The 22614-nt window shown below is 50.0% G+C and carries 32 protein-coding genes; 18 read left to right on the forward strand and 14 right to left on the reverse strand.

Features of this window, described 5'->3' with window-relative positions; all coding sequences use genetic code 11:
- The first annotated feature begins 369 nt into the window (after positions 1–369).
- Positions 370–699, forward strand: coding sequence for a DHCW motif cupin fold protein (locus JFC11_RS13765; protein ID WP_198349780.1), 330 nt, complete (start codon positions 370–372; stop codon positions 697–699).
- A gap of 224 nt (positions 700–923) precedes the next feature.
- On the opposite strand, the gene rlmF is transcribed toward JFC11_RS13765, so the two are convergent.
- Positions 924–1868: a 23S rRNA (adenine(1618)-N(6))-methyltransferase RlmF gene (gene rlmF, locus JFC11_RS13770; protein ID WP_198349781.1), complete on the reverse strand. Its 945-nt coding sequence runs from the start codon at positions 1866–1868 to the stop codon at positions 924–926.
- 123 nt (positions 1869–1991) lie between these two features.
- On the reverse strand, positions 1992–2468 hold the full coding sequence (gene soxR / locus JFC11_RS13775; protein WP_198349782.1) for a redox-sensitive transcriptional activator SoxR: 477 nt from the start codon (positions 2466–2468) through the stop codon (positions 1992–1994).
- A gap of 101 nt (positions 2469–2569) precedes the next feature.
- Between soxR and JFC11_RS13780 the strand changes: the two genes are divergently transcribed.
- The 7 genes from JFC11_RS13780 (at position 2570) to JFC11_RS13810 (ending at position 6992) form a co-directional block, all read left to right on the forward strand.
- A complete protein-coding gene (locus JFC11_RS13780; protein WP_198349783.1) occupies positions 2570–2992 on the forward strand; it encodes a VOC family protein in 423 nt (140 codons plus the stop codon).
- 180 nt (positions 2993–3172) lie between these two features.
- Positions 3173–3598 (forward strand): N-acetyltransferase, encoded by a 426-nt coding sequence (locus JFC11_RS13785; protein ID WP_198349784.1) that lies wholly within the window; start codon positions 3173–3175, stop codon positions 3596–3598.
- 46 nt (positions 3599–3644) lie between these two features.
- Complete coding sequence (locus JFC11_RS13790; protein ID WP_198349785.1) at positions 3645–4190, forward strand: nucleotidyltransferase family protein; 546 nt, start codon at positions 3645–3647, stop codon at positions 4188–4190.
- Positions 4191–4305: 115 nt separating this feature from the next.
- The gene (locus JFC11_RS13795) at positions 4306–4884 is read left to right on the forward strand and encodes a DJ-1/PfpI family protein (protein ID WP_038483512.1); all 579 of its coding nucleotides are present in this window, start codon (positions 4306–4308) and stop codon (positions 4882–4884) included.
- 136 nt (positions 4885–5020) lie between these two features.
- On the forward strand, positions 5021–5800 hold the full coding sequence (locus tag JFC11_RS13800) for an alpha/beta fold hydrolase (protein ID WP_198349786.1): 780 nt from the start codon (positions 5021–5023) through the stop codon (positions 5798–5800).
- Positions 5801–5815: 15 nt separating this feature from the next.
- On the forward strand, positions 5816–6373 hold the full coding sequence (locus tag JFC11_RS13805; RefSeq protein WP_198349787.1) for a dihydrofolate reductase family protein: 558 nt from the start codon (positions 5816–5818) through the stop codon (positions 6371–6373).
- Between the two features lie 64 nt (positions 6374–6437).
- Positions 6438–6992: a GNAT family N-acetyltransferase gene (locus tag JFC11_RS13810; RefSeq protein ID WP_198349788.1), complete on the forward strand. Its 555-nt coding sequence runs from the start codon at positions 6438–6440 to the stop codon at positions 6990–6992.
- Positions 6993–7119: 127 nt separating this feature from the next.
- On the opposite strand, the gene JFC11_RS13815 is transcribed toward JFC11_RS13810, so the two are convergent.
- Genes JFC11_RS13815 through JFC11_RS13835 form a run of 5 tightly spaced genes read right to left on the reverse strand, consistent with a single transcriptional unit; the run spans position 7120 to position 10301 of the window.
- Positions 7120–7329, reverse strand: a complete 210-nt coding sequence (locus tag JFC11_RS13815; protein ID WP_095604216.1) for a YrhK family protein — start codon at positions 7327–7329, stop codon at positions 7120–7122.
- Between the two features lie 45 nt (positions 7330–7374).
- The gene (locus JFC11_RS13820; RefSeq protein ID WP_198349789.1) at positions 7375–7833 is read right to left on the reverse strand and encodes a carboxymuconolactone decarboxylase family protein; all 459 of its coding nucleotides are present in this window, start codon (positions 7831–7833) and stop codon (positions 7375–7377) included.
- Positions 7834–7885: 52 nt separating this feature from the next.
- Entirely contained in the window at positions 7886–8689 is an 804-nt protein-coding gene (locus JFC11_RS13825; RefSeq protein WP_232482920.1) for a helix-turn-helix domain-containing protein, read from the reverse strand.
- Between the two features lie 45 nt (positions 8690–8734).
- Complete coding sequence (locus tag JFC11_RS13830; RefSeq protein WP_232482921.1) at positions 8735–9760, reverse strand: GlxA family transcriptional regulator; 1026 nt, start codon at positions 9758–9760, stop codon at positions 8735–8737.
- Positions 9735–10301 carry an isochorismatase family protein gene (locus JFC11_RS13835; protein WP_198349790.1) on the reverse strand — a complete coding sequence of 189 codons (567 nt, stop codon included), beginning with the start codon at positions 10299–10301 and terminating at the stop codon, positions 9735–9737. Before JFC11_RS13835 ends, JFC11_RS13830 begins: the two co-directional genes overlap by 26 nt.
- Positions 10302–10365: 64 nt before the next feature.
- Here JFC11_RS13835 and JFC11_RS13840 point away from each other — a divergent pair, with 64 nt between their 5' ends.
- The 3 genes from JFC11_RS13840 to JFC11_RS13850 are packed head-to-tail and all read left to right on the forward strand — an operon-like array spanning position 10366 to position 11561.
- Positions 10366–10587, forward strand: coding sequence for a hypothetical protein (locus JFC11_RS13840; RefSeq protein WP_120387090.1), 222 nt, complete (start codon positions 10366–10368; stop codon positions 10585–10587).
- A gap of 55 nt (positions 10588–10642) precedes the next feature.
- A complete protein-coding gene (locus JFC11_RS13845; protein WP_095604212.1) occupies positions 10643–11065 on the forward strand; it encodes a Replicative DNA helicase in 423 nt (140 codons plus the stop codon).
- A 10-nt stretch (positions 11066–11075) separates the two neighbouring features.
- On the forward strand, positions 11076–11561 hold the full coding sequence (locus JFC11_RS13850) for a YehS family protein (RefSeq protein WP_198349791.1): 486 nt from the start codon (positions 11076–11078) through the stop codon (positions 11559–11561).
- 79 nt (positions 11562–11640) lie between these two features.
- Here JFC11_RS13850 and JFC11_RS13855 read toward each other — a convergent pair whose 3' ends face one another.
- The gene (locus JFC11_RS13855) at positions 11641–12384 is read right to left on the reverse strand and encodes a class I SAM-dependent DNA methyltransferase (RefSeq protein WP_198349845.1); all 744 of its coding nucleotides are present in this window, start codon (positions 12382–12384) and stop codon (positions 11641–11643) included.
- 170 nt (positions 12385–12554) lie between these two features.
- Here JFC11_RS13855 and JFC11_RS13860 point away from each other — a divergent pair, with 170 nt between their 5' ends.
- The gene (locus JFC11_RS13860; protein WP_198349792.1) at positions 12555–12962 is read left to right on the forward strand and encodes a DUF4019 domain-containing protein; all 408 of its coding nucleotides are present in this window, start codon (positions 12555–12557) and stop codon (positions 12960–12962) included.
- Between the two features lie 91 nt (positions 12963–13053).
- Positions 13054–13371, forward strand: coding sequence for an antibiotic biosynthesis monooxygenase family protein (locus JFC11_RS13865; RefSeq protein ID WP_038486692.1), 318 nt, complete (start codon positions 13054–13056; stop codon positions 13369–13371).
- A gap of 40 nt (positions 13372–13411) precedes the next feature.
- Here the strand turns inward: JFC11_RS13865 and JFC11_RS13870 are convergent, their stop codons facing one another.
- Complete coding sequence (locus JFC11_RS13870) at positions 13412–14023, reverse strand: LysE family translocator (protein WP_009723577.1); 612 nt, start codon at positions 14021–14023, stop codon at positions 13412–13414.
- Between the two features lie 142 nt (positions 14024–14165).
- Here JFC11_RS13870 and JFC11_RS13875 point away from each other — a divergent pair, with 142 nt between their 5' ends.
- Positions 14166–14651 (forward strand): Lrp/AsnC family transcriptional regulator, encoded by a 486-nt coding sequence (locus JFC11_RS13875; protein WP_038483538.1) that lies wholly within the window; start codon positions 14166–14168, stop codon positions 14649–14651.
- Between the two features lie 40 nt (positions 14652–14691).
- Here JFC11_RS13875 and JFC11_RS13880 read toward each other — a convergent pair whose 3' ends face one another.
- Both JFC11_RS13880 and JFC11_RS13885 read right to left on the reverse strand, forming a co-directional pair.
- Positions 14692–15297 carry a YqaA family protein gene (locus JFC11_RS13880; RefSeq protein WP_120387088.1) on the reverse strand — a complete coding sequence of 202 codons (606 nt, stop codon included), beginning with the start codon at positions 15295–15297 and terminating at the stop codon, positions 14692–14694.
- Between the two features lie 9 nt (positions 15298–15306).
- Entirely contained in the window at positions 15307–16125 is an 819-nt protein-coding gene (locus tag JFC11_RS13885; protein ID WP_198349793.1) for a DUF1206 domain-containing protein, read from the reverse strand.
- Positions 16126–16280: 155 nt separating this feature from the next.
- Between JFC11_RS13885 and JFC11_RS13890 the strand changes: the two genes are divergently transcribed.
- The gene (locus JFC11_RS13890) at positions 16281–17210 is read left to right on the forward strand and encodes an AraC family transcriptional regulator (RefSeq protein ID WP_232482922.1); all 930 of its coding nucleotides are present in this window, start codon (positions 16281–16283) and stop codon (positions 17208–17210) included.
- Here JFC11_RS13890 and JFC11_RS13895 read toward each other — a convergent pair.
- Positions 17175–17768: a LysE family translocator gene (locus JFC11_RS13895; RefSeq protein ID WP_198349794.1), complete on the reverse strand. Its 594-nt coding sequence runs from the start codon at positions 17766–17768 to the stop codon at positions 17175–17177. The genes JFC11_RS13890 and JFC11_RS13895 overlap by 36 nt on opposite strands.
- A 182-nt stretch (positions 17769–17950) precedes the next feature.
- Between JFC11_RS13895 and JFC11_RS13900 the strand changes: the two genes are divergently transcribed.
- On the forward strand, positions 17951–18811 hold the full coding sequence (locus JFC11_RS13900) for a bifunctional transcriptional activator/DNA repair enzyme AdaA (protein WP_198349795.1): 861 nt from the start codon (positions 17951–17953) through the stop codon (positions 18809–18811).
- A 7-nt stretch (positions 18812–18818) separates the two neighbouring features.
- Here JFC11_RS13900 and JFC11_RS13905 read toward each other — a convergent pair whose 3' ends face one another.
- Positions 18819–19739 carry a glutaminase gene (locus JFC11_RS13905; protein WP_038483546.1) on the reverse strand — a complete coding sequence of 307 codons (921 nt, stop codon included), beginning with the start codon at positions 19737–19739 and terminating at the stop codon, positions 18819–18821.
- Between the two features lie 177 nt (positions 19740–19916).
- On the opposite strand from JFC11_RS13905, the gene JFC11_RS13910 reads away from it, so the two are divergent.
- Entirely contained in the window at positions 19917–21368 is a 1452-nt protein-coding gene (locus JFC11_RS13910) for a cobyric acid synthase (protein WP_198349796.1), read from the forward strand.
- Between the two features lie 20 nt (positions 21369–21388).
- Here JFC11_RS13910 and JFC11_RS13915 read toward each other — a convergent pair whose 3' ends face one another.
- Positions 21389–21781 carry a RidA family protein gene (locus JFC11_RS13915; RefSeq protein WP_038483550.1) on the reverse strand — a complete coding sequence of 131 codons (393 nt, stop codon included), beginning with the start codon at positions 21779–21781 and terminating at the stop codon, positions 21389–21391.
- A 170-nt stretch (positions 21782–21951) separates the two neighbouring features.
- Here JFC11_RS13915 and JFC11_RS13920 point away from each other — a divergent pair, with 170 nt between their 5' ends.
- Positions 21952–22512, forward strand: a complete 561-nt coding sequence (locus JFC11_RS13920) for a hypothetical protein (protein ID WP_198349797.1) — start codon at positions 21952–21954, stop codon at positions 22510–22512.
- Positions 22513–22614: the final 102 nt, after the last annotated feature.

The following is a 22614-nucleotide window of genomic DNA, read 5'->3' on the forward strand; positions in this document are numbered from 1 at the left end:
TGAAAGGCGTTACTTTAAGAGCCTAACGGGTGTCTAAAATATCCGGGGCGATTCAACTATCAGTGGCATCCATAAGTCTAGAGTTTTGTGTCTTTTCTTCAGTATTGTCGTTTATGAGTGCATCAATGCGCCTCAATTGGGAATATCGAGTAGCATTAGAGAATTTAAGCAACTTTATTAGTATTCAAGAGAATTCGTGACATGAAGTGGTTAGCTTGGCTAAAGGCAACCGTAGGGAGTCCTTGCGCTGTTCTCTGGCTAATAGAGCGGAGGCCTTGAGTTAATTGCTGAGAAGTGCTTTGCTTTAGCTCGATACCAGACCAAGCCTGCGCTGGAATAGTTGGTGTTATCTACTTATGGAGACGTAGTTTGAACATTACAGATTTACCTTTTGGGGTGACAGATTGGTCTGAAGTTAAGCAGACTGAGCATTCTGGAGAAAGTGGCGTTGCTTATTGGAAGACCCGAAATTTTGGGGATATCCGGGTGCGTATGGTTGAATATAGTCCTGGCTATTTGGCGGATCATTGGTGTGCTAAGGGCCACATATTGCTCTGTCTTGAAGGTGAACTTCATACTGAGCTAGACGATGGACGCTGCTTTGTTCTCACGCCTGGTTCGAGCTATCAAGTTGCCGATAATGTCGAACTTCATCGCTCTTCGACAAAGCAAGGAGCTAAATTGTTTGTCGTTGATTAGTAGTATAAGCCTGAAGAGGCACGGCGATGGTTACTTCATGGTCGTGCACCTTCAAGGAGATTTGTCAGGATGAGTTCGAGGCGCTAAGTCATACTGTCTTCAGGTGTCGCTAACGTATCCTAACTTGAATCGCCCATACGACACCAAGCCATCAAATTCGTATTGGTTTGGTGTTTAGTGCCGACTACCGCAGGCTGCCTGCAAGCATAAACCGCCTGCGCGGCTTAGATGAATGTCCAGGCCAATACTCTCGTAATCTTGTTTCCCTGCTTCATCTCTATTTCCCGTATATCAACTGCACCGAGCTTACTAATCAACTTCTTGGCAGGCTTAACATTGTCAGTTTTTGAAACCAGGCTAGTAAACCAGCGGCATTGAGCTGAATACTCCTTGCTTTCTCTTATGAGCTTTTTAAGAAACAGCTGTTCGCCCCCCTTACACCAAAGCTCTGCCCCCAACCCGCCAAAATTCAGTGTGGGGGATTGGTTTTTTACCTTTTGTTCTCCCCGACTACGAGCGAGGTTATTGAGTTTAAGCCGGCTACCTTTAAGAGCTTCATCAAGTGAGGCATGGAAGGGGGGGTTGCATACGCTGACGTCAAAGAATTCCCCAGCTTGAATGATCCCCTCAAAAATGTGGTTTTTATCGTGCTGCGTGCGCAGCGTGAAGCGTTCTTTGAGTGTGGGGTTGTTGGCGATAATCGTGGCTACGTTCTCAAGCGACTGCGGGTTAATATCGCTACCGACACACTGCCACCCATAAATTTGGCAGGCCAGTATTGGGTAAATTCCATTTGCTCCCGTGCCGATATCGAGCAGCTTGATACTGCGCTGTTCTAGCCCAGGCCCAGTCTCCAGCAAGTCAGCCATGTAATGGATATAGTCAGCTCTGCCTGGGATTGGCGGGCAAAGCGCGCCCTCTGGAATATCCCAATCTACAATGTTGTAGTACCGGTTTAATAACGCAGCGTTGAGCGTTTTTACTGCCAATGGGTCTGCGAAATCAATGGAAAGGTCGCCATGCGCGTTCGGTTTTACATGGGAGGCTAGCGCTGGGTGGCTTTTTACGAGAGCCGGGAAGTCATAGCCTTGGTTGTGTCGATTCCTCGGGTGCAGGCCTTTGCGAACAGACCTAGCTTGGCTTTTTTCACTTCGATGGGGGATGCTCACAGTAATAGGCCCGAGGCTTGTAGTTCGATAGTAAAGTGGGTCTGGCTTAGCCAGTGATTATAATCTTAATGGTTATGAAGTGCATGCTTGGCAGTTCGAGGGTAGCGAGAGGCCTCCGGTTCATTACACGTTTGGTTCTTGTCGGGTTCTGGCTTTCTGCTCTGCCTGATCGAGAAGTACGGGGCCGCTACCTGATTCTGCCAGCTTGTCGTCAGGGTTATAGAGCGGGCAACTAGTCATGCTCAGGCAACCACAGCCTATACATCCCGCTAGGTTATCGCGCAGTTTTTGCAGGTAAGCAATTCGGCCATCAAGCATTTGCTGCCAGTTTTTTGAAAGCTGCTGCCAGTCTTCAACCGTTGGCGTGCGGTTATTTGGTAATGATTCAAAGGCCTGCTTTATTTCTTCCAGGCTGACACCAACTCTCTGCGCTGCTTTTATCACCGAAATTCGCCTTAGCACTTCTGGTTTATAACGCCGCTGATTTCCAGCATTACGCCAGCTGTGGATCAGCCCTTGCTGCTCGTAAAAGTGCAAGGTGCTTACTTTAATGCCGCAGCGCTTGGCGACCTTGCCAACACTCCAAATTGCTTCTGCCATTACTCACCTCATATTTTTTTGCCATTTTTTCCACAAACCACTTTACCTCAACTTAAGTTGAGGTTTTACCCTGGCATCTCACTTAACGTAAGGAGTCTCTTATGTACTTAGAACACGTTAATCTGGTGGTTACTGATATGGATGCCATGTTGGATTTTTACCGTGCAGTTTTTCCACACTGGCGGGTGCGGGATGAAGGCCATGGCGAGTGGTATGGCAAACCGCGTAAATGGGTGCACTTTGGTGACGATGAAAATTACTTGGCGTTAAGCGATCACGGCGAAGGGGAGAACCGCGATCTGAAAGGTCACTCCGTTGGGCTGGCTCATTTTGCTTATGTGATCGATAACCTCGATGCCGCTGTCGCTAGGCTCAATAACGCGGGCTATGCCATTGCCAAACCTGGTGCTATAGAGCCGTTTCGGAAAAATGTCTATTTTGTCGATCCGGCGGGTTTTGAAGTGGAGTTTGTCGAGTACCTGAGCGACATCCCAGCCGAGCGAAATTTAAACCGCGATGTTTAGCCAGACCACCCTTGCGGGTGCGTTATGCTTACCACGCAATACAAAGCTGGCTAATTCAATCAGTGGCTAAATCGTAGCTCGGGGTAACGCAGGGTGAGAAATGAGTCATAAGGAACCCACGAATAGCGAATAAAAACAAGCTATTGTATGCTCATCTGACCATCAGTAAGGAATATTTAAATGATTCGTAAATGCCGAGAGACGGATATTGACCAGATTTTGGAGATCTGGCTTTCAGCATCGATTAAAGCGCACGCTTTTGTTGAAGCGGAGTTTTGGGCGTCAAAGGTTAACGAAATGCGCGATGTTTATATCCCTGCCTCGGAAACTTTTGTGTTTGAGTCTGACAATCAGATTGCTGGCTTCTACAGTTTATACGGAAATACACTGGCTGCCGTTTTTGTGTCGCCAAGCTTGCAGGGGCGAGGTGTGGGAGCAGCTATGCTTGATGATGCCAAGAGTAGAAGGGAGTGCTTGCAACTATCGGTCTACCAGGAAAATACTCCAAGTATCAACTTTTATAAAAAGCAGGGGTTTATTTCATTAGGTGAGCAAGTTGATAAACAAACAGGCCATCCTGAGTTAGTCATGGAGTGTTATTGTTAAGTGGTCGCCTGCGGCTGCTTAAACAGGTCATAAGTAAGGTATAGAGATGGATCATGAAGCGCTGATCAAGCAATGGATAATGAGTGATCCTGATCGCATGGCGGCGCTGACTATCGCGGCTGCGCAGAAGTTGCCGGGTTGGTGTCTCGCTGCTGGGTTCGTTAGAAATTTGGTGTGGGACAAGCTGCATGGCTTTGCAGCGAGTACGCCATTGAACGACATTGATTTAATTTACTTCGACGCGAACGACGTAAGTGATTTTCGTGATCGTGAGATTCAGCAAAGGTTAATGGGTGTCTCAACCTTTCCCTGGTCAGTAAAGAACCAAGCAAGAATGCACGAGCGCAATGGCGATTATCCGTATACGTCAACCGAAGATGCCATGAGTTTCTGGGTAGAAGTAGAAACTGCTGTAGGCGCTGCGTTGGATGATAGCGGAGAGGTAATAATTGTGGCTCCTTTTGGCGTTGAGCCACTGTTTGGCTACACCATTACATTAAATCCAAAACGGCCAAAACGAACGGACTTTGAAGCTCGGATATACAACAAGCGGTGGCTTCAAACTTGGCCAAAGTTGGTAGTAAATGTTTAACACCAGCTAATTTAATGAGTGTTGAACTGTGCGCGGTGTAACGCATGGCGAGCAGTGGTGGCTTTACTCTTAACTGTTGGCAAATAGCAGACTTAGATTCTAAGGACGTCCTCAAATGAACATTGGCATCTATATCTATGACCAGGCAGAAGTACTCGATTTCTCGGGCCCTTTTGAAGTTTTTACCACGGCCAGTCGCGTCAGTGATGAAGACGCGCCGTTTTCAGTATTTTTAATTGCTGAAAAAGACGGCCCAGTAACTGCCCGGGCGGGATACCAGGTGTTGCCAAATGCCACCATCGATAATCACCCGCCTATCGATGTATTGATTATTGTCGGTGGTGTGCACACGGGTGAAATGGCAAACGAAAAGGTAAAGGCCTGGATTGCAGATCAAGCAGCCATAGTGCAGCAGGTGGCCACAGTGTGCACCGGTATCTTCCTAGTTGCTAATGCTCAACCTAGCCTGAAAGGCAGAGTAACTACTCACTGGGACGACCAGCGTGATTTGCGAACTCAGTTTCCGCAGCTTGATGTGGTGGAGGACGTGCGCTGGGTAGACGATGGCGGTGTCATTAGTTCAGGTGGCATCTCTGCGGGGATCGATATGTGCTTACACTTGGTCGCCAAGTTACGCAGCCCCGAGCTTGCGGAGAAAACAGCGCGACAAATGGAATATCGCTGGAATCGCTAGGATTACGCTTTCTGCATGCAGGTCACAGTGATTGCCACCCGAATGTTATTGCAACCTGTGGTGGTGCTGTTTTGTGCTCAATCCCGTGCTAGTTGGAGTACAGGGGAAGCTTGCTACCGAATTAGGAATAACTGTAATGGACTATTTTCAAGAGGGAACCGGTGAATACTTAGTACTGGTTCATGGGGCGCTCACCGATGGTGCTATGTGGCTTCCTCATATTGAATACCTGAAAGGTGACTATGAGGTGGTTTCTGTTACTTTGAGGCACTTTGGTAAACCTTGCTCAGGTGGTTTTGGCCTCAATACGCATGCCAATGATTTAGCTGAACTACTGTCGAGCTTGGCGAAAGATAAACCCATTAATATTGTTGGTTGGTCTTACGGGGCGGATGTCATCATTAATATGCTGGTGACACATGACTTAGCGTTGTCCAACGTGTTCCTGTACGAGTCTGGTTATCCAGGCTGTTTACAAGGAGAGAAAATGGATGCTTGGCAGTCGGATGCCAACGCCATGTTTAGTCCGGTTTTTGAAAATTTTCATGCTGGAAATATGCAATTAGCGGTTGAGCACCTAATTGACGGTTCAGGCAATAGAAAAGGTTATTTTTCTACTCAGGACGAAAGTATCCAAGCGTTGCAGATATCTAAAGCGTACACGTTAACCCATCAACTGAATCAACAAGAGCAGCCAGCCATAAACGCTGAGTTGGTCTCCAAAATCAGTGCTCCAATCGTTATAGGTTATGGGGCGGAAACGCGTGATATGTTTAGGCTTGTTGCCCAACAAACCGCTCATTTGTTAGCCAACTCTGTGATTAACGAAGTTGCTGGCGAGGGGCATATGTTGCCCCAAGAAAGTCCCGAAAAGTTCTCTACACACATTAAGTTGGCACTTGGTCATGGTTTGTAAATTACGGGGATGTTTATGAAGTGTTCTGTCTATATAGCAACAAGTGCTGACGGATATATTGCGACCCCAGACGGGGGCGTTGACTGGCTTCATACCGCTGGCAACTTAGAGGCAGATATGCGTGAGAACCCCGACATGGGCTTTCAGAGATTTATTGACTCCGTTGATTGTATGGTGATGGGGCGTAAGTGCATGGACGTTATTTCGAGTATGAATTTAGCGCCTGACCAATGGCCCTATGGTGACCTTCATATTGTCGTGCTTAGCCATTCAATCAGCGAGCCTCCTGAAAACCTGCAAGGCAAGGTAGAAATGTACGCTGGTGAGGTTCAGGACTTAATGTCTGACCTAGAAAGTAAAGGGTTTGAACATGCCTATATAGATGGTGGTTCAACCATAACCTCGTTTCTCAATCTTGGGCTTATTGATGAAATGACCATTACAAAAGCACCTATTCTTTTAGGTGGCGGTATAGCTCTTTTTGGAAGCCTTAACCAACAGATTAGGCTTGAAGAGGCCGAAGCGATCGCATTCCCAAACAATTTTATTCAAACGAAATACAAGGTAAGTTGATTTTCAAGGCTGCCTAAGCAGTACCGCAGCAATAGCGACTTTGGGCATCGTGCACAAGGAGAAAATGGTGCAAATTTGTGAAACGGAGCGTCTGGTTATACGAACGTTGTCCTTAAACGATGTTCCCGAATTGACCAAGATCCTCAGTGATCCTGACGTCATGAAGCACTCGATCCGAGGCGTTTGTGATGAAGCCGCAACGCGGCGATTTATCGACTGGTGTTTGGAGTGCTATGCGTCTCATCGTATTGGGCCGTGGGCTTTGGTTGAGAAGGGAGCCGATAAGCTGGTTGGCTTTTGCGGTGTTAGCCCCGAAGAGGTTAATGGTGTAGAAGAAATTGGGCTAGGTTATCGGCTGGCTAAACAATACTGGGGCATGGGCTTGGCGACTGAAGCAGTGCAAGCGGTACTCAGTGTGGCATTTAGCCAGAAGCAACTCGCTTCCGTGGTGGTTATTATCGAACTTGATAATGGTGCATCACTCAAGGTCGCAGAGAAAGCAGGGTTTAGTCAGTTTGATACTATCGAATTCCACGGTCGCCCAGTGAGGTTGTACCGGTTAGCGCCGCAGCAATGGTATGCATTACAAAGCAATGCTGTGAACGCGGCGAGCGTTTGATGGTTATGCCGAATACTGAGAACTGGAAGTGCTAGCGAGCCATGCATAAGGAGGCTGGCCACATGGCCTTTTTATAAGCCGCTAGGTATCTAAAACCCTAGCGGCTATAGAAGCGTCGGGTGTTGGCTCAACTAGACGTGCTTTTGCCCGTATTTTTAATACTCATTGCGTAAATAATAAACATGATGAGTGAACCCATCACAAAACACCATACGCCTACGGTTGCATAGATAGCGCTGTTGGGTAGGAATAAGAGACTGCCAAAGAAAAAACATAAACTGGATAAGAGACCCAGAAAGTTAGGGAGTTGTTGACGCTGTTTCGTCACACTGTTCATTTCATTTACCCATCTGAAATTTTAGTTTTAAGTGCCTAAGATGGCTTAGATAGTGATATTGGGTGAAAACTGAAAGCCCACCGATATCCGATTCCAGCTGTTGATTTGCACAATAATCGCAGTTAGGTCAATTAGCCCCTGCTCACCAAAGGCAGTTAACGCGTTTTGATAGGTGTCGTCGCTAATGGAGGGCTGTTGGCTGATGAGTGTGAGTGCTTCGGCCCAGGCGAGTGCGGCACGTTCTTGTGTGCTAAAGCAGGAGGCTTCCCGCCAAGCAGGCAATACGTCTAGGCGAACCTGATGCTCGCCGTCGTCTCTGGCCTCTTGGGAATGCATGTGTTGGCAAAAGCAGCAGTGATTTATTTGCGAAACACGCAGGTTGACTAAGTGAACGATGGTGCGGTTAAGCGTTGAATCTACAGCAACATTGCCTAATGCAGTTAGGTGCTTAGCTAGGCGTGGGACAAGGCGATACACTGACTGCTGAGATAGACGAGTAGACATGTGAGTGACCTCGGTGAGTAAGTTGAGAGCTCAGCTTAACGTCGAGGTTTTTTTACGCCTTGTAAATTTGCGACAGTTTACGCTTGCGATAGGCGGCGGGCGTTTCATAGGCGAGTGATTGAAAGGCATGAGTGAAGTGAGCTTGGTCATAGTAGCCGCATTGTAGGGCTATTTCCGCTAGGGGAAGCGCGGTTTCAAGTAGCCTATGACGGGCACGGTCTAGCCGGGCATAGGCGACTAATTGGCCTGGCGTAACGCCCACCTCGCGCTTTAATTTGCGTTCCAGGGTGCGCCTAGTCACCCCTAGTGTGGCGCCTAACTCTTGAGGGGGAAGCTGTAGTTTTCCAATCGCTTGAACAATCGTGGGGGTACGGCTATTGACCAGCGGCTGGCTCTTCAGTCGGTGTAACAACCATGTTTCTAACAGGCGTAAACCCTGTTGTGCATCCAGGTGGTAGAGGTGCTCTACCACGTGCATTAACCCTTGTAACCCCGGTGTTTCAAGTTCGTTATCTAAGCGCTGCGGTTTATCTGCGAATGCTTCGGGTAGCAAGCCTAACAGGCAGTGAACGCCTGCTGCTTTAAAGCGAATCCCCAGGCATGGAGTGTGGGCGTCGAGTGTTTCTATTAACGTGCGCCTGTTAAAACAGAGCGTGATGATGGGGTGAGAGCTATCAAGCTTGATACTGAGACTAGCGCCGGCATCGGGATAGAATTTTTCGGTTCTGGGTTCAGTAACATCCCCTGAGCCACCCATTGACCAAAGGCACTGTACCCACGGGGCTAATCGCTGATCAGGTAGGCGATGCCAAAAATTGAGATAATTAGCGTTGCTTGGCAAGATAAGATCGGTCATGGGGGCAACCAGCGATATGTTTTCCTAATGGTAGCTCGTATTGTCTCAATCCAGCAGCTTTTGAGAACTGGCCCGGCGCCATACACTTGGTGATACTTTCTCGTGGCGAGCCCAGATGCGCCTTAGTTGCCGTTCATCACCGAATCCGGACGCTTCGGCGATGCGTGCTAGCGTCCATGGCGTCTCGGTCATTAATGTTTTAGCGCGTTGCAAGCGCAACCCCATAATGTATTCACCCACCAGCATGCCGGTGAGGCTTTTGAACCGACGTCGAAAATGGCGCTCACTCATGGCTGCTTGAGTCGCTAATGTTTCAATACGCCAGGTTTGCGAGGGGGCGGCACATATTGCATCTTGAACGCGATGCAGCCGTTCATCCACATGATTGCGGCCCTCAAGCCAGGCTCCCAACTGGGGTTCCTGTCCACTGCGGCGAAGATATAGCACCATCTCTCGCGCCACCGCTAGCGCTAATGAATGACCGCAAGCGCGGGTAAGCCAGTAGAGCATGGTATCTATACCGGTTGAAATCCCAGCGCTGGTTAAATAGCGGCCATCTTCAATAAAAATACAATCGCTTTGCACCTTGGCCTTTGGCGCTTTGGTCTGTAACTGCTCGATTAATGTGTGATGCGTGGTGCAGCGTCGCCCCTCCAGCAAGCCTGCGTCAGCTAGTAACAGCGTTCCGGAGCAAACCGTCATCAGCGTTTCCGCATAGCATGCGTTTGCCTTAAGCCAACTAACACACTCTTGCTGAGCCAATGGCTCAACGCTATTGCGATACTGTCCTGGAATTAACAGTAGCTGTTGAGGGAGCAGCTGTTCGGGTAACGGGTCAATGCCACTAAGCGTCAGCGGTCCTAACCACGGCATAGCGGTCTTTGGGCCGACATAGCAAACCTCAACATCGATTGAAAGCCGGTCGGCACACTGCAAGACTTGAAGAGGCCCGACCAAGTCAAGGGGCACTTGGCCAGGCATCATCAATACCGCAATCCGCAGGGTGTTGGCTCTTTGGGAGAGCGGTTGACTGTTTTGTTGCTCTTCACTCACGCGTGTTTTGCCACTCATTGATCAAGTCTTGTGTGCTGATAATACGCGCAAAACGGTCTTCAAGTACCAGTTCAGTACGTGCCTTAATATCATCGGCTGACCATGTAATGCCGTTACGCGTCATAGGAAACGTTAGCGTTGCATCGCTGACAAAATCAACGCTGAAGCCTAAATCTGACGCTACCCGGGTGGTTGTCTCGCAGCATTGTTCTGTGCGAATACCGCTAATCGCAAGTTGCGTAATGTCGCGTTCGCGTAACCAATTTTCAAGCTCAGTATCGCTGAATGCATTATGAACACGCTTATGGAAGGTCACCGCCGCTTCATCGTCAAAACCATCAAGCGGGCGAATTAAGCCATTAGCGGGGTCAAAAGCGCCTTGGCTACCGGGTGCTTCATGAAAAATGCGCACAACAGGTATGTTATTTGCCTGCGCCGCGTCTAACACTGCTCGTTGCTTGGGGCGCCATGCTTGCGCCAGAGATTCTACCCAATAATCGCGGGCGGGGAAGGAGGCTTGAACGTCAATTAATAGCAGAGCGGTTTTAGACTGGGTCATGGCTAATCTCATCGTGTTGAAGTGAGGCTACAGATTAGCTATTCCCATTTCAGCCAACGATACCTTGCGCGGTCTAAAAGCGGTCAATTTCGGCCAAGTATTGGCTGATGGCGGGAAGTGTCGGCAAGAAGCGAAAAGCCACCTTGCCGATATCGAAAGCTGTAAAATGATCACCCGGTGGTGCGCTATCAAAGGCTATAATAGCGTGATTATGGTGGAATACCGCTACCGTGACTTTTATCTATCGGGCTGGCTTTTACAGTTTTTATCGAAAATACCTAGATAAGTCGGCTTGTTGGTTGATTTTGTTGTTTGTTTTAATGAAAGGAAGGTGGTTGGTAATGATTAACACCAAAATATATAAAGCGGTTTATGAACTAGCTGAGCGGCTAATGAAAGCTGCGGCTAAAGATGACAGAGAGGCGTTTGATCCGCTCTATGCCGAGTTGCAGGCGATTTGCACCGATAACGAAAACACCGATAAAGACCACCCAGAGCAGTGGGAAACCTTGGCTGACTTTACCGAAGAGTTAGAGGATGCGCTGCCGATTTACCAAAAGGCGCTTGAGAAAGCCATTGCCAAGAACTCGAAAGACCATATGGCCTCTATCGGTTTTTCCATGGCAACGTTGCAAGTACAGTTAGGTCAAACGGATGACGCCATCGAAAGATTGCAACATGCGAAAGCCAGCGCCGATGGCATTGAAGATGACGAGCTGAAAGCAGAAATCGATCAGCTGCTTGAAACGCTAACGACCAACTAGGAAGCCTATTTTGACGAATAATGATATTTTTCGCCGCATCCGCTACACCTTTGATTTAAAAGACAGCACCATCGTGGATATCTTCTCACTGGCTGACGTCAGTGTGAGTCAAGCGCAGGTCACTGCTTGGCTGAAAAAAGACGAAGATGACGCTTTTGTCACGATGAAAAATAGAGAGCTGGCGGCGTTTCTGAATGGGTTTATCAGCTTTAAACGTGGCAAGCGTGAAGGCCCGCAGCCGGTGCCTGAAGCACAACTAAACAATAATATGGTGTTCCAGAAGCTGCGCATTGCACTGAATTTAAAAGCAGACGATATCTTGGCAGTGTTTGAACAGGTGGGCTTACCGCTGAGCCAGCATGAACTTAGCGCCTTTTTCCGTAAGCCAAGCCATAAAAATTACCGTGAGTGTAAAGATCAAATGCTGCGTAATTTCTTACTCGGTATTCAGCGCCAGCTACGGCCTGGTTCGGCCGATGCAGACGCAACACCTTAAGCCCTGGGCTTCTGCGCACTATCTGCTGTGAGGTAAAAGCAAGAGGGGCAACCTTGGCAGCCTCTCTGCTTTACCGATGCTAACGCTTCACGCAGACGAAAAGCGCATTGCCTGAAAGGTTATTCCAGGGGGTAATAGTCTGGTAGTTGTGCTCAAATACATGCACCTCAAAATAAGGCGCCAGTAGGGCGGTTAATTCCGTAAAGCTGACCGCTACCATCGGATGTTCGTCGTTCCAGACCTGCGTGGCGCCTGCGCTGGTTTTTTCAATACTCAGCCTAAGCGATTGCTTTTCGCCGTGCCCGCCGTAGTGCCAACCCGAGCGGAACGTGAAGACATTGTCATCTTGTCTGGCACTGTGTTTAACGCATAAGTCGTTATTGATTTTGTTTTTATCGACCACGTTAAAATAGAAAACGCCGCCCTGTGTTAGTGCGCGATGGGCGCTGGAAATACACCCTTTTAGCTTTTCAATCCCATCGTTGTAGTGGATCGAGTACAAAAAGCAGGTGATCAAATCGAGGGGTTCGCTGGCTTCGAACGCACTCATATCTTGCCGTGAAAAAAGCGCTTCTGGGCAACGCTTGGCGGCGATATCCAGCATGGGTTGGTTAATATCAAGACCACTGCTGAGATAACCAAAATCAATAAAATGGCGGACATGAGGGCCCGTGCCACAGGCTAAATCAAGGTGCACATGCCCGCCGTTGCCGAAAATCTGATGGAGTCGACGAATGGCGTTGCTTTGCGCTTGATAGTCGATATCGACGCACATCAAATCGTAGTAGCCAGATAGATCGGTATAGAGTGCGTTGGCGGACAGATTGGCGGACATAGTAGCCTAATGGTGGGCGCTAAAATATTGGGGTGGCGCATAGTAAACGAGCGGGCAAAGTTTTAGAAGCGAGGGGAATATTGTTGTTAAAGAAATTCGGTCATTGTCCGATAATCACTTAAGAGTAAAAAGCCAATAAGCCGCCACAAGAGTCAGCCATGTCCAAATCACCTGCTCACCTTATCGCTGCGATACTGCTTAGCCTAGTCACCTATGCTCAGGCGTCTGCTAATACGGCAGAAGCAGCGGCGCTAGCGTGGTTAGAATCAATTGATAATGGTGAGGTTGAACAAGCTTGGGAGAGCTCATCGCCGCTACTAAAAACGCCGCTATCGCCTAGCATGCTTAGACGTATCATTGAGTTAGCACGCAATGAGTTTGGCGCGGTTGAATCACGTCGGAAAGTGCAAGTCTCTCACTACCAATCTATGCCGGGTGCGCCAGATGGCGACTACATGGTTTTTATCTTCCATACTCGGTTTGAAAATAAAGCGAGAGGAATAGAAACCGTAACACCTCATCTTGAAGATGGTGAGTGGCGAGTCAGTGGTTATTATGTGCAATAGCCCTGTGTAATAGCTCTGTGTAGTGCTTCTTTGTAATAGGTTTTTGTAAATGACTGATGCCGTAACCAATACGAATCAAGGTGGTGCTGCTATGCCTAGTATTGCTAATACGCCCGAGCCGCCTTACTACGCGGTTATTTTTACCTCACAACGCACCGAGATCGATAATGGCTATGACGCAATGGCGACAAGAATGGTTGAACTTGCAGCACAGCAGCCGGGATTCTTGGGTGTAGAGTCTGCCCGAAATGAAGTGGGAGTGACGGTGTCATACTGGGCTGATTTGGCCTCAATAAAAGCGTGGAAAGCCCACGCTGAGCATCAGGAAGCTCAGCGACTAGGCCATCAGCAGTGGTACCAGCATTTTAAGGCGCGCATTGCCAAAGTCGAACGAGATTATGGTATTTAAACTATCAACGCAGCCTAGGCAGGCTTTTTGCTGATTAAGTTTAAGAGGCTAACCTTAGGGCAAAGCCAATAATGAGTGTTCCAAATACCCAGCGTTGCAGGGTTTGCCTTTTTTGATGGCTGGCAAACCAGCGTTGCATCCGCGCTCCCAAGCAGGCATATAGCGCATCGTACACAAGCCCCACGCCCACTAGCACAGCCCCCAATAGAGTAAATTGGAGCGCAACGTCACCCTGTTGAGTGTGAACGAATTGGGGTAATAACACCGAACAAAACAGCAGCGATTTTGGGTTCAGTAGGTTCGTTAAAAGACCCCGTCTCCAGGCTAGGTAATAGCTACCGGTGAGCGATGCTTGCGGATGGTTAGTATCGGTGCTCCGTTTGGTACGAATCAGCTGCACACCCACCCAAATCAAGTAGGCAGCACCGAGATAACGAACAGCATCAAAAAGCCACGGAGCGGCGACAAATAGGGCGGCCAGGCCCAAACCGGCTAACGCCACATGCAGCCCTCGGGCGATGGCTAACCCTAGCGCTGTGGCTAATCCATGCCCACGGCCCAGCGTACTGCTGGTATGTAGCACCAACAGCATATCTGGGCCTGGAATCAGGTAAACAATGGCTAATGCACTAATAAAAAGACCGATTTCCATGGCCGCTCCCTCAAAATTGCACGTAGTGACTTCATAAAGGGCATGGTACCGTTAAACTGATGAGTGATTTCTTGCCATTTGCGCTCATGGAACATCAGTTATTGGTATTTTGTGCTAACTAAGAGTGGAGAAATGCTTACTTATGCCAAGTGGTCAGTTAGATGCTACCGACCGGCGCATTCTTGCGTTGCTACAGGGGGATGCTCGCTTAACCAATGTGGAGCTCGCAGAGAAAGTAAATTTGTCGCCGTCTCCCTGTTTACGCCGGGTGCGACGCTTGGAAGCAAGCGGCATTATTCGTGGCTATCACGCGGAGCTTGATCGTCGAAGCGTCGGGCTGGAGTTAACGGTGTTTGTGGGCATTAAGGTAGAACGCCACCATGAAGAGCAAGCTAATGCCTTTCGAGAAGCCGTGGTTAAACTGCCGGAAGTGGTCACTGCGCATTTGGTGTCTGGTGAATCGGATTTTCTGCTACAGGTGGTAGTGCCTAGCTTGGCTGCGTACGAGGCGTTTTTAACGGGGACGTTGCTGCGCTTACCTGGAGTGAGCGATATTCGCAGCAACTTTGCTATTCAGCCGGTGAAAGAGTACGGCACATTACCGCTGGATAATAGCGATAAGGCCTAGTCTGGCAGTTGAGGAATGAAGAAGGCCTACGGTTTAGCGATTAATGCGATATTACTAACCCAGCCAGCGACTGTAATCCGACGACCACCACCAGAACCACCATGCCTAGCGCTAGGCTGGTTTTAAGCGCGTGACGCTTCCACATAAGTTCTACGCGGTTGCCAAAGCGGTGTACCAGCCAAGCAAGGCCGAAATAGCGAAGCCCACGGGCTAGTAGGGCAGCCAGCACAAATAACATAATCGGATAGCCGGAAAGCCCGGCGGTAATCATTGCCACCTGAAACGGGATCGGCAGTATGCCAATAGCCAAAATCGCTGCAAAACCGTACTGCTCGAAGAATGTTTGGAACGACTGATAACTCTGCTCCATACCCATAAATTCGATAAACCATGTGCCTATGGATTGGTACAGCACCATGCCGACGGCATAGCCCACAATGGAAGCTATCAGGCAGCCAAGGGTCGTCGCGGTGGCCATTGCCCAAATGCGCTGCTGGTTAATCGCCATGAGCGGGATCAAGACCAGTTCAATGGGAATTGGCAAAATAATGGTTTCTAAAAAAGACAGGGTGCCGAGTAACCACAGCATGTTTTTCGAGCCATTAATACGCTCAAACCACTGTTTAGTCCGTGTTGTTGAAAGCATCTTATGTCTCTACATTTCAGTATTAATGCGACGATAGACGGCCGCTAAAAGGCTGTAGAGACCAAACGCAAAGAGTCCAAGTGCGACAAAGGCAAGCAACCACTGACCGAAAGGTTGGCTTCGCAGCGTGCTGAACACTTCTCCCATACCACCTGCTTGATTAGGGTTAATTTGGTAGGCTGCGATGATAAAAAAGCTGCCCACGATCACGAAGACGAGACCGCGAATCACTAAGCCGAATCGACAGATGGGGTAGGCCCATTGTTGAGTTTGTGGTGGCATCGCAAAGTGTTTATCGAATTTTGCTTTGTAGCCTTTGATTGCATGGGCAATACCAACACCCATCAAGATTAAACCAACCCCGCCAACTAACCATCGCCCGAAAGGCTGCTGCATCAGCCAGCCTGCTACGCCTTGCGAGCCGCCGCTGGAATCCCCAGAAGAGCCTGCAAATTGAAAGATGAGCGTTGCGGCAAAAAATGCCAGAAGAATATGCGTAATGGCACTCGCTAATAAACCTGCGCGAATAGTTAAGCCTTTAGCACCATTACCATGATGGTCGGCGTCTTTGACAGCTTGGATTGTGCGCCATAGAGCGTAGCCGACCAAACCGACAGCAATAAGACCTAGCATGATTTTACCAAAAGGGGCAGTTAGCACTCTTTCTAGAGCACCGCGGCTGCCTTCCGTTTGGCCGCCTTGTCCAAAGGCTGCCAGGGTGGCTAGGCCTCCCACTAATACATAAACGATGCCGCGAGAAGCGTAGCCCATTCGGGCGAAAAGGGTAATCGCATCACGATGATCTGGGTTATTCATTCGATTGGCCATGGTGTCCTCCTGACGTTTATGGCATTGCGAATTCCTACGCAATCTGGCTTATATAGAGCTTGTCTGGCGGCCCATATTGTGCGTGCGTTGTGCTATTGTCTAGCGTAGGCCAAGCCATCAGGCTATTCGCTATTTTTTGATGATGCGAGCAGAAGATGAGCCATAAGTCTCCAAGTGCTAAGTCTTTACATGCTAAGTCTCTACAGGCTGGGTCTCTACAGGCTGGGTCTCCGCGTACTGGGTCGCCGCCTGTTTTTTGGCGCGACTCACGTCTGCCTTATGTCGAACTGCGTAAAATCAGTGATGCGAGGCAAGTGTGCTACGCCCCTCACAGCCATGTTCACTGGTCGGTAGGGGCTATTACCTCAGGCAGCAGTACGTTTTTCTATCGGGAATCGACTTACCCGATTAGCGCCGGTGACTTGGTTATGATGAACCCCGACTGGGTGCATGCCTGTAACCCCATCGAGAACGAACCTTGGGCATATTTGATGCTCTATGTGGATGCGCAATGGCTAGCGGATTTACGCTATCAAATAGGCACGCTTGGTTCCCCAACCTGGAGTGATATCGATACGGCGGTGGTCTCACAGCCAGCGCTGTATGCCCACTATTGTAAAATGGCGGCTTGTTTATTAGATAAGCAATGCACTCTCTCTATGAAGCACGCGTCGGTTACCGGGTTTCTTACCGCATTGATGCTGGCATTAGCGCATGAGACAACCGTCTCTAGGCCGCAGCCGCCGGATGGCTTGCAGGCTGCGGCTGCCTATTGTGACGTGAATGCGGCTTTTGATGTGTCATTGGAAACGCTATGTCAGTTAACCGGCTATAGCGCTGGTCATCTTATCCGTGCGTTTAAGCAGCACTATGGGCTTACCCCTCATGCTTATCTGATTAATCGCCGTGTTCAGCTTGGCCAGCGGGCGCTTAGGCAGGGGGAGTCGATCGTTAATGCGGCTTTATTAGCCGGCTTTAACGACCAACCCCACTTCCAGAGAACATTCAAGCGGTTAGTGGCGGCAACACCCAATCAGTATCGCTATCCGCTACTCAAACAGCAGGAAAATAGCGCTGGCAGCTAGGCCAGCAGCCAGCGTGCGGTTAATGGTAAGCAGAACGAACGGACGGTGAATATAGCGTCTAAGAAAAGCACCTGCATAAACCCAGCTGGCCAATGACAACCAACAAATGGGTAGGTAGAGAGCAGCGAACAGCCATAACTGGTAGGGGTCATTACTGTTGGTGTAAGCCCCAATGCCAGCGGCAGACGCCAGCCACGCCTTTGGGTTTAACCACTGCATCAGCGCGCCGGTCATAAAGCCCGGTGGCTTATCTGTACTCTGGCCGCGAACAGCGCCATCATGTTGGCAAAGCTGATAGCTTAAGTAAAGTAAGAAAAGTAGCCCCGCCCAGCGTAATATTTCCTCCAGCAGTGGCACTACGTTTAGCAGTGAGTAGAGCCCCGCGCCAATCGCCAGGAAAAGCACTAGAAACCCCAGGGTCGCCCCCGTGACAAAAATAAGCCCTTTGGCAATAGGGTAGTGGGTGCCGCTACTCAGGCAAACAAGGTTGACGGGACCTGGTGAAATAGACGCGGCAAGGGCAAATGTTGACATCGGTAACAGTAGTGAAACGCCCATGGTTGTCCTCCTAAACAGAATCAAGAGCTTGCAAGAGCGTGAGAAAAGAGTATTGAACAAAATTGAGATGCCGCGATATTGCGCAAGATTCGGGTAGGCCGGATGACACGGTCTGGTTAAGCTTGTCCTATGTTCAGAGAGCCCTGTGCTTTTCCTCGTTTAGCTCCGGTGAGAACGTCTTTATGAATGACTATGCCCGTATCGAAAAAGCGATGTCCTACATGGTGGCCAATGCCGCTAGCCAGCCAAGTTTGGAAACGGTGGCGGCTCAGGTGCATTTGAGTGCTTACCATTTCCAGCGGCTGTTTTGTCGTTATGCGGGTATCAGTCCTAAGCGTTTTTTACAGGCGCTGACCTTGGAGCGGGGCAAACAACTGATTGCATCGTCAGAAAGTCTTACCAACACCGTACATGCGCTAGGACTAAGCGGTAGCTCGCGGCTTTATGATCACTTTGTGCAGCTAGAAGCGGTCACGCCGGGTGAATTTAAGCGCCAAGGGGAGGGGGTTGAGATTGCCTATGGCGTGCACCCTACACCTTTCGGCGAGATATTGGTGGCGATGACGCCGAGAGGAATTTGTCGGATGGCCTTTGTGGCATCTACCAGCCAGGAAGCGTTGCTGGCAGAACTCGTAAAACAGTGGCCACGCAGTACGCTATGCCATCGCCCTGATGCCACCCGTTATGCGGTAGAGGCACTGTTTACAACATCTGCAGAAACGACCACAAAAGCGACACCTGCCACGCTATCGCTCCACGTGAGCGGTACTAATTTCCAGATTGCTGTATGGCGCGCGCTGCTCACTATTCCTGAAGGGCAGTTGGCGAGCTACTCGCAAATTGCCCAGGCACTTGGCATGCCGAAATCATCTCGAGCCGTCGGAAATGCGGTGGGTGCTAACCCTATTGCACTGTTGATTCCTTGCCATCGAGTGATTCAGCAAAGTGGTGCGCTAGGCGGCTATCGCTGGGGGATTGAAACCAAGCAACAGCTCCAGGCCTGGGAAGCGGCGCAGCATTCTCCTCAGCTTGAGCCGCATTAGCCCTGACTTAGTGTCCAAATACCGACCAGCCGGTCTCTTGAACAAACATTTCCAAGGCGCGTGTACCCAGTAGGCTATTGCCGTATTTATCCAACCCCGGTGACCATACGGCAAGCGAACCACGCCCAGGTGCAATAGCCAAAATTCCACCGCCAACGCCGCTTTTACCGGGCAGACCAACGCGGAACGCAAACTCACCCGACGCATCGTAGTGGCCGCACATCATCATCAATGAATTAATCCGTCGCGCTCGTTGGGGCGATACCACGCGTAAATCACTTGGCTGATTGACACCGTCCGATGCCAAAAACAGCCCGGCGTGAGCAAGTTGTTCACAGCTCATGGCAATTGCGCACTGGTGAAAGTAGGTGCCGAGTACTTTATCGACATCATGGCGTAGGCGACCAAAGGCTTTCATAAAATGAGCCAGAGAAGCGTTGCGGTCTTTGTGCTGCATTTCGGAAGCCGCTACCTGATGGTCAAAACAGATACTGTTATCGTCGGCGATATAGCGCACAAAGCTAAGAATTTCCGCCAGTGTCTCTTTAGGCTCGTGACCCATCATGATGGCATCAACAACCGCAATCGCCCCGGCATTTATAAACGGATTACGTGGTTTACCGCTTTCATGCTCAAGCTGCACGATAGAGTTGAATGGGTCGCCAGAAGGCTCACGCCCGACCCGCGACCACAATCCATCCCCCCATTTGCCCAACGCAATGGTTAGCGTAAAAACTTTGGAAATGCTCTGGATTGAGAACGGCGTAGTGGCGCAGCCTGCAGAAAAGCGTTGGCCGTCTACCGTAGCTAAGCTGATAGCGAATTGGCTGGGGTCCACATGGGCAAGCTGGGGAATATAGTCAGCGACATTTCCGCGCTCGGTTTCAAGGGCAAGCTCGGCGGCAATTTTATTGAGTAACTCTTGCATGTAATACGAATTCGTTTGGCAGCATGAGGCGCTACCCTAGCGGAAACGAGCAGGCTTGTCTGCTGGCGGTTGATACCGAAATGCCATGGCCTATGCACGTTGTTGAGAGGTCTTGTCCGTTGCTAACTAGCTGTTCGGCGGCTACAGTTCGGCTACTTTCAGCAAGAGCCGACGGGCATGACCACATTAATGATTCAGGGCACCACCTCGGATGCGGGCAAAAGCACGGTGGTTGCTGGGCTTTGTCGCGTGTTAAAGCGCCGTGGTATCTCAGTCGCGCCATTTAAACCGCAAAACATGGCACTCAATAGTGCGGTCACTAGCGACGGCGGTGAAATTGGCCGCTCCACTGCGTTACAAGCGCAGGCGGCGGGTGTGGTTCCCCATAGTGATATGAATCCGGTGCTATTAAAGCCGGAGACGGATCGCGGAGCCCAAGTGATTTTACGCGGTAAAGTGCATGGCCACATGGATGCACTGGATTACCACGCGTTTAAGCGCACGGCGAAAGAGAGCGTCATGGCGGCATGGCAGGCCCTGGAAAGCCGCTTTGATATGATCATTGCCGAAGGCGCGGGCAGTCCGGCGGAAATCAATCTGCGTAAAGGCGATATCGCTAATATGGGCTTTGCCGAAGCTGCCGACTGTCCGGTTTTGTTAGTAGGCGATATTGACCGCGGCGGTGTGTTTGCTCAGCTAGTAGGAACGCTGGCGCTATTAAGCGACAGTGAGCAGGCACGCACGCAAGGATTTATTATTAACCGTTTTCGGGGCGATATTGGCCTTTTAGAACCGGGGCTTGAGTGGTTAGAAGCGCGTACTGGCAAGCCAGTTCTGGGCACCTTGCCTTACTTGCAGGGCCTACTGCTGGATGCTGAAGATAGCATTGGTCGGGTTCACGCTGAGAAAGCCAATCACACCCTTAAGGTGATTGTTCCCGCGCTGCCGCGTATCAGCAATCATACGGATTTTGATCCGCTGCGCTTACACCCTCAGGTATCGCTTACCTTTGTAGGGCCAGACCAACCGATTCCACCTGCTGATGTAATGATACTGCCGGGGAGCAAAAGCACCGCCAGTGATTTAGCCTGGCTAACACGCCAGGGCTGGAGAGACGCGATTGCTCGCCATTTGCGCTACGGTGGCAAGGTGCTGGGGATTTGCGGTGGTTTTCAAATGCTGGGTGAGTGGATAGATGACCCGCACGGCTTGGAAGGCGCGCCCGGGAAGGTAGCAGGTTTGGGGTTGTTGCAGGTATCCACGAGAATGGTCGCGGGCAAGCAGCTGCGCAATGTCAGCGGCGTTATGGTCGGGCAAGAAGCGGCTGTAACGGGCTACGAAATCCACAATGGTGTGAGCAACGGGGATGCACTCAATCGGCCGCTTTTTGATTTAGGTAGCCACGTGGATGGCGCTATCAGTATCGATGGCCAAGTGATGGGCACTTACTTGCATGGGTTGTTTGACCACCCTGAAGCCTGCCAAGCGTTGCTTACTACGTTAGGGCTAGCAAGTGCGGCACCCGTCGATTATCGCGCCCACCGCGAGCAAGCGCTTGATCGACTGGCTGATACGCTGGAAGCGCACTTGGATATTGATGCGGTGTTGGCGATGGTAGGGGCGCATTAAGCGCCCAGAATGCTGAGTGTTTATTCTTGCGGTGGGCGCTTTGCCATCAAAGTAATCTCTACGGTACTGCCCCCGCAAATATTTGGTGACTCGGTGCAGGTGCGTGCTGGGTAGCGGCCCGGTTCAAAAAACTCCGCGTAGATACTGTCTAATGCATTGATCTGCCTTAAGTCTGCGAGATGAATGTCGACTCTAACAATATCCGCCAAGCTGCCTCCCTCTTGTTTTAACATGCGTTCAAGTTCGCGCATGACGAGGCGTGTTTCTTCTTTGACATCTCCACGAGTGGCTTTGCCGTTAGAAAGATCCATAACCGTCAGCCCTGAAATAAACACATAATGATCATCGATAACCATGTGACTACCAGGGAAACTCGGTTTGGGTAACGTGGGATCGTCGATATACTGTGGCATTGGCTCTCCTTAGCGACAAATAAGCGAGTCGCGCTTAGTGCGACTCTGCTACTAGAGTGTAGTTCCTTTGGGAGCAGAGGGTGGTGCTATCGATAGCTTTGCTCTAGGCTGGCCAACTTTTAAGGTTTCCCCGTTGTTGATGTGATTTTAAATTCTCATGAGAGAGCGTAATGAAGGTAGTTCATATTAGTCAGAGCGCCCCGCGTAATGCGTGTTTGGCAACCTTGTGTGCCAAGGTATACGGTCAGCAAGCTGGGTTAACGCCGCTGGTAATTTTTACCGGCACGAAAAACGTGCTGTTTGACCAGGAGGCAGCCCGTCTTTTGGCGGGTGTCGATGGCGATGGTAAACCCCTGGTGCTAGCATTGCTGGTGTTGGATGAGGCTGGCGAGGGGATGACGGTAACCCACGCTTGCGAGTTTGTTGATGGTGCTAAAGCGCGTCTAATCAGCGAGTTAAGCCTCAAAGCCCCGCTGCGCGTTGAGGTAAGTGATGCCACCCAAGAAGCGTTCTATCAGCAGTGCGGGTTTAAGCGTTGGTTTGATGGGGAAAATGGGCAACGTGTTGGTTTAGGCGCACGTCATCCTGCTAAGCATAGCGATGAACTGACGCCCACGTTGAGCCTGGATGAGGCGCTAATACTGCGCCGATTTAAGCATGACCCCACTGCATTTGCTGAGGCTAAAGACGCTTTTTTGTCAGGTTTAAACAGCTTCCCAGCTACCCTGTAAGGCGATAGAACACTCAGTGAGTGGATGGATAACGGTACGGTGACTACCCCTTAGCACCTGCTGCTCCTGATCTTTAGGTGTTATTACGCTACTTCTTATATA

It is taken from the genome of Vreelandella alkaliphila (assembly GCF_016107625.1).
GTDB classification, from domain to species: domain Bacteria; phylum Pseudomonadota; class Gammaproteobacteria; order Pseudomonadales; family Halomonadaceae; genus Vreelandella; species Vreelandella alkaliphila.

What these genes read in the sequence shown, in the direction of transcription:
- JFC11_RS13880 (WP_120387088.1), bottom strand. Translation starts at nt 15,297, where the DNA reads ATGCTTTCAACAACACGGACTAAACAGTGGTTTGAGCGTATTAATGGC.
- JFC11_RS13790 (WP_198349785.1), top strand. Translation starts at nt 3,645, where the DNA reads ATGGATCATGAAGCGCTGATCAAGCAATGGATAATGAGTGATCCTGAT.
- JFC11_RS13825 (WP_232482920.1), bottom strand. Translation starts at nt 8,689, where the DNA reads ATGACCGATCTTATCTTGCCAAGCAACGCTAATTATCTCAATTTTTGG.
- JFC11_RS13805 (WP_198349787.1), top strand. Translation starts at nt 5,816, where the DNA reads ATGAAGTGTTCTGTCTATATAGCAACAAGTGCTGACGGATATATTGCG.
- JFC11_RS13905 (WP_038483546.1), bottom strand. Translation starts at nt 19,739, where the DNA reads ATGCAAGAGTTACTCAATAAAATTGCCGCCGAGCTTGCCCTTGAAACC.
- JFC11_RS13870 (WP_009723577.1), bottom strand. Translation starts at nt 14,023, where the DNA reads ATGGAAATCGGTCTTTTTATTAGTGCATTAGCCATTGTTTACCTGATT.
- JFC11_RS13860 (WP_198349792.1), top strand. Translation starts at nt 12,555, where the DNA reads ATGTCCAAATCACCTGCTCACCTTATCGCTGCGATACTGCTTAGCCTA.
- JFC11_RS13915 (WP_038483550.1), bottom strand. Translation starts at nt 21,781, where the DNA reads ATGCCACAGTATATCGACGATCCCACGTTACCCAAACCGAGTTTCCCT.
- JFC11_RS13885 (WP_198349793.1), bottom strand. Translation starts at nt 16,125, where the DNA reads ATGGCCAATCGAATGAATAACCCAGATCATCGTGATGCGATTACCCTT.
- JFC11_RS13845 (WP_095604212.1), top strand. Translation starts at nt 10,643, where the DNA reads ATGATTAACACCAAAATATATAAAGCGGTTTATGAACTAGCTGAGCGG.
- JFC11_RS13795 (WP_038483512.1), top strand. Translation starts at nt 4,306, where the DNA reads ATGAACATTGGCATCTATATCTATGACCAGGCAGAAGTACTCGATTTC.
- JFC11_RS13890 (WP_232482922.1), top strand. Translation starts at nt 16,281, where the DNA reads ATGAGCCATAAGTCTCCAAGTGCTAAGTCTTTACATGCTAAGTCTCTA.
- JFC11_RS13875 (WP_038483538.1), top strand. Translation starts at nt 14,166, where the DNA reads ATGCCAAGTGGTCAGTTAGATGCTACCGACCGGCGCATTCTTGCGTTG.
- JFC11_RS13920 (WP_198349797.1), top strand. Translation starts at nt 21,952, where the DNA reads ATGAAGGTAGTTCATATTAGTCAGAGCGCCCCGCGTAATGCGTGTTTG.
- JFC11_RS13815 (WP_095604216.1), bottom strand. Translation starts at nt 7,329, where the DNA reads ATGAACAGTGTGACGAAACAGCGTCAACAACTCCCTAACTTTCTGGGT.
- JFC11_RS13780 (WP_198349783.1), top strand. Translation starts at nt 2,570, where the DNA reads ATGTACTTAGAACACGTTAATCTGGTGGTTACTGATATGGATGCCATG.
- JFC11_RS13830 (WP_232482921.1), bottom strand. Translation starts at nt 9,760, where the DNA reads ATGAGTGGCAAAACACGCGTGAGTGAAGAGCAACAAAACAGTCAACCG.
- JFC11_RS13900 (WP_198349795.1), top strand. Translation starts at nt 17,951, where the DNA reads ATGAATGACTATGCCCGTATCGAAAAAGCGATGTCCTACATGGTGGCC.
- JFC11_RS13835 (WP_198349790.1), bottom strand. Translation starts at nt 10,301, where the DNA reads ATGACCCAGTCTAAAACCGCTCTGCTATTAATTGACGTTCAAGCCTCC.
- JFC11_RS13865 (WP_038486692.1), top strand. Translation starts at nt 13,054, where the DNA reads ATGCCTAGTATTGCTAATACGCCCGAGCCGCCTTACTACGCGGTTATT.
- JFC11_RS13895 (WP_198349794.1), bottom strand. Translation starts at nt 17,768, where the DNA reads ATGGGCGTTTCACTACTGTTACCGATGTCAACATTTGCCCTTGCCGCG.
- JFC11_RS13800 (WP_198349786.1), top strand. Translation starts at nt 5,021, where the DNA reads ATGGACTATTTTCAAGAGGGAACCGGTGAATACTTAGTACTGGTTCAT.
- JFC11_RS13785 (WP_198349784.1), top strand. Translation starts at nt 3,173, where the DNA reads ATGATTCGTAAATGCCGAGAGACGGATATTGACCAGATTTTGGAGATC.
- JFC11_RS13820 (WP_198349789.1), bottom strand. Translation starts at nt 7,833, where the DNA reads ATGTCTACTCGTCTATCTCAGCAGTCAGTGTATCGCCTTGTCCCACGC.
- JFC11_RS13810 (WP_198349788.1), top strand. Translation starts at nt 6,438, where the DNA reads ATGGTGCAAATTTGTGAAACGGAGCGTCTGGTTATACGAACGTTGTCC.
- JFC11_RS13910 (WP_198349796.1), top strand. Translation starts at nt 19,917, where the DNA reads ATGACCACATTAATGATTCAGGGCACCACCTCGGATGCGGGCAAAAGC.
- soxR (WP_198349782.1), bottom strand. Translation starts at nt 2,468, where the DNA reads ATGGCAGAAGCAATTTGGAGTGTTGGCAAGGTCGCCAAGCGCTGCGGC.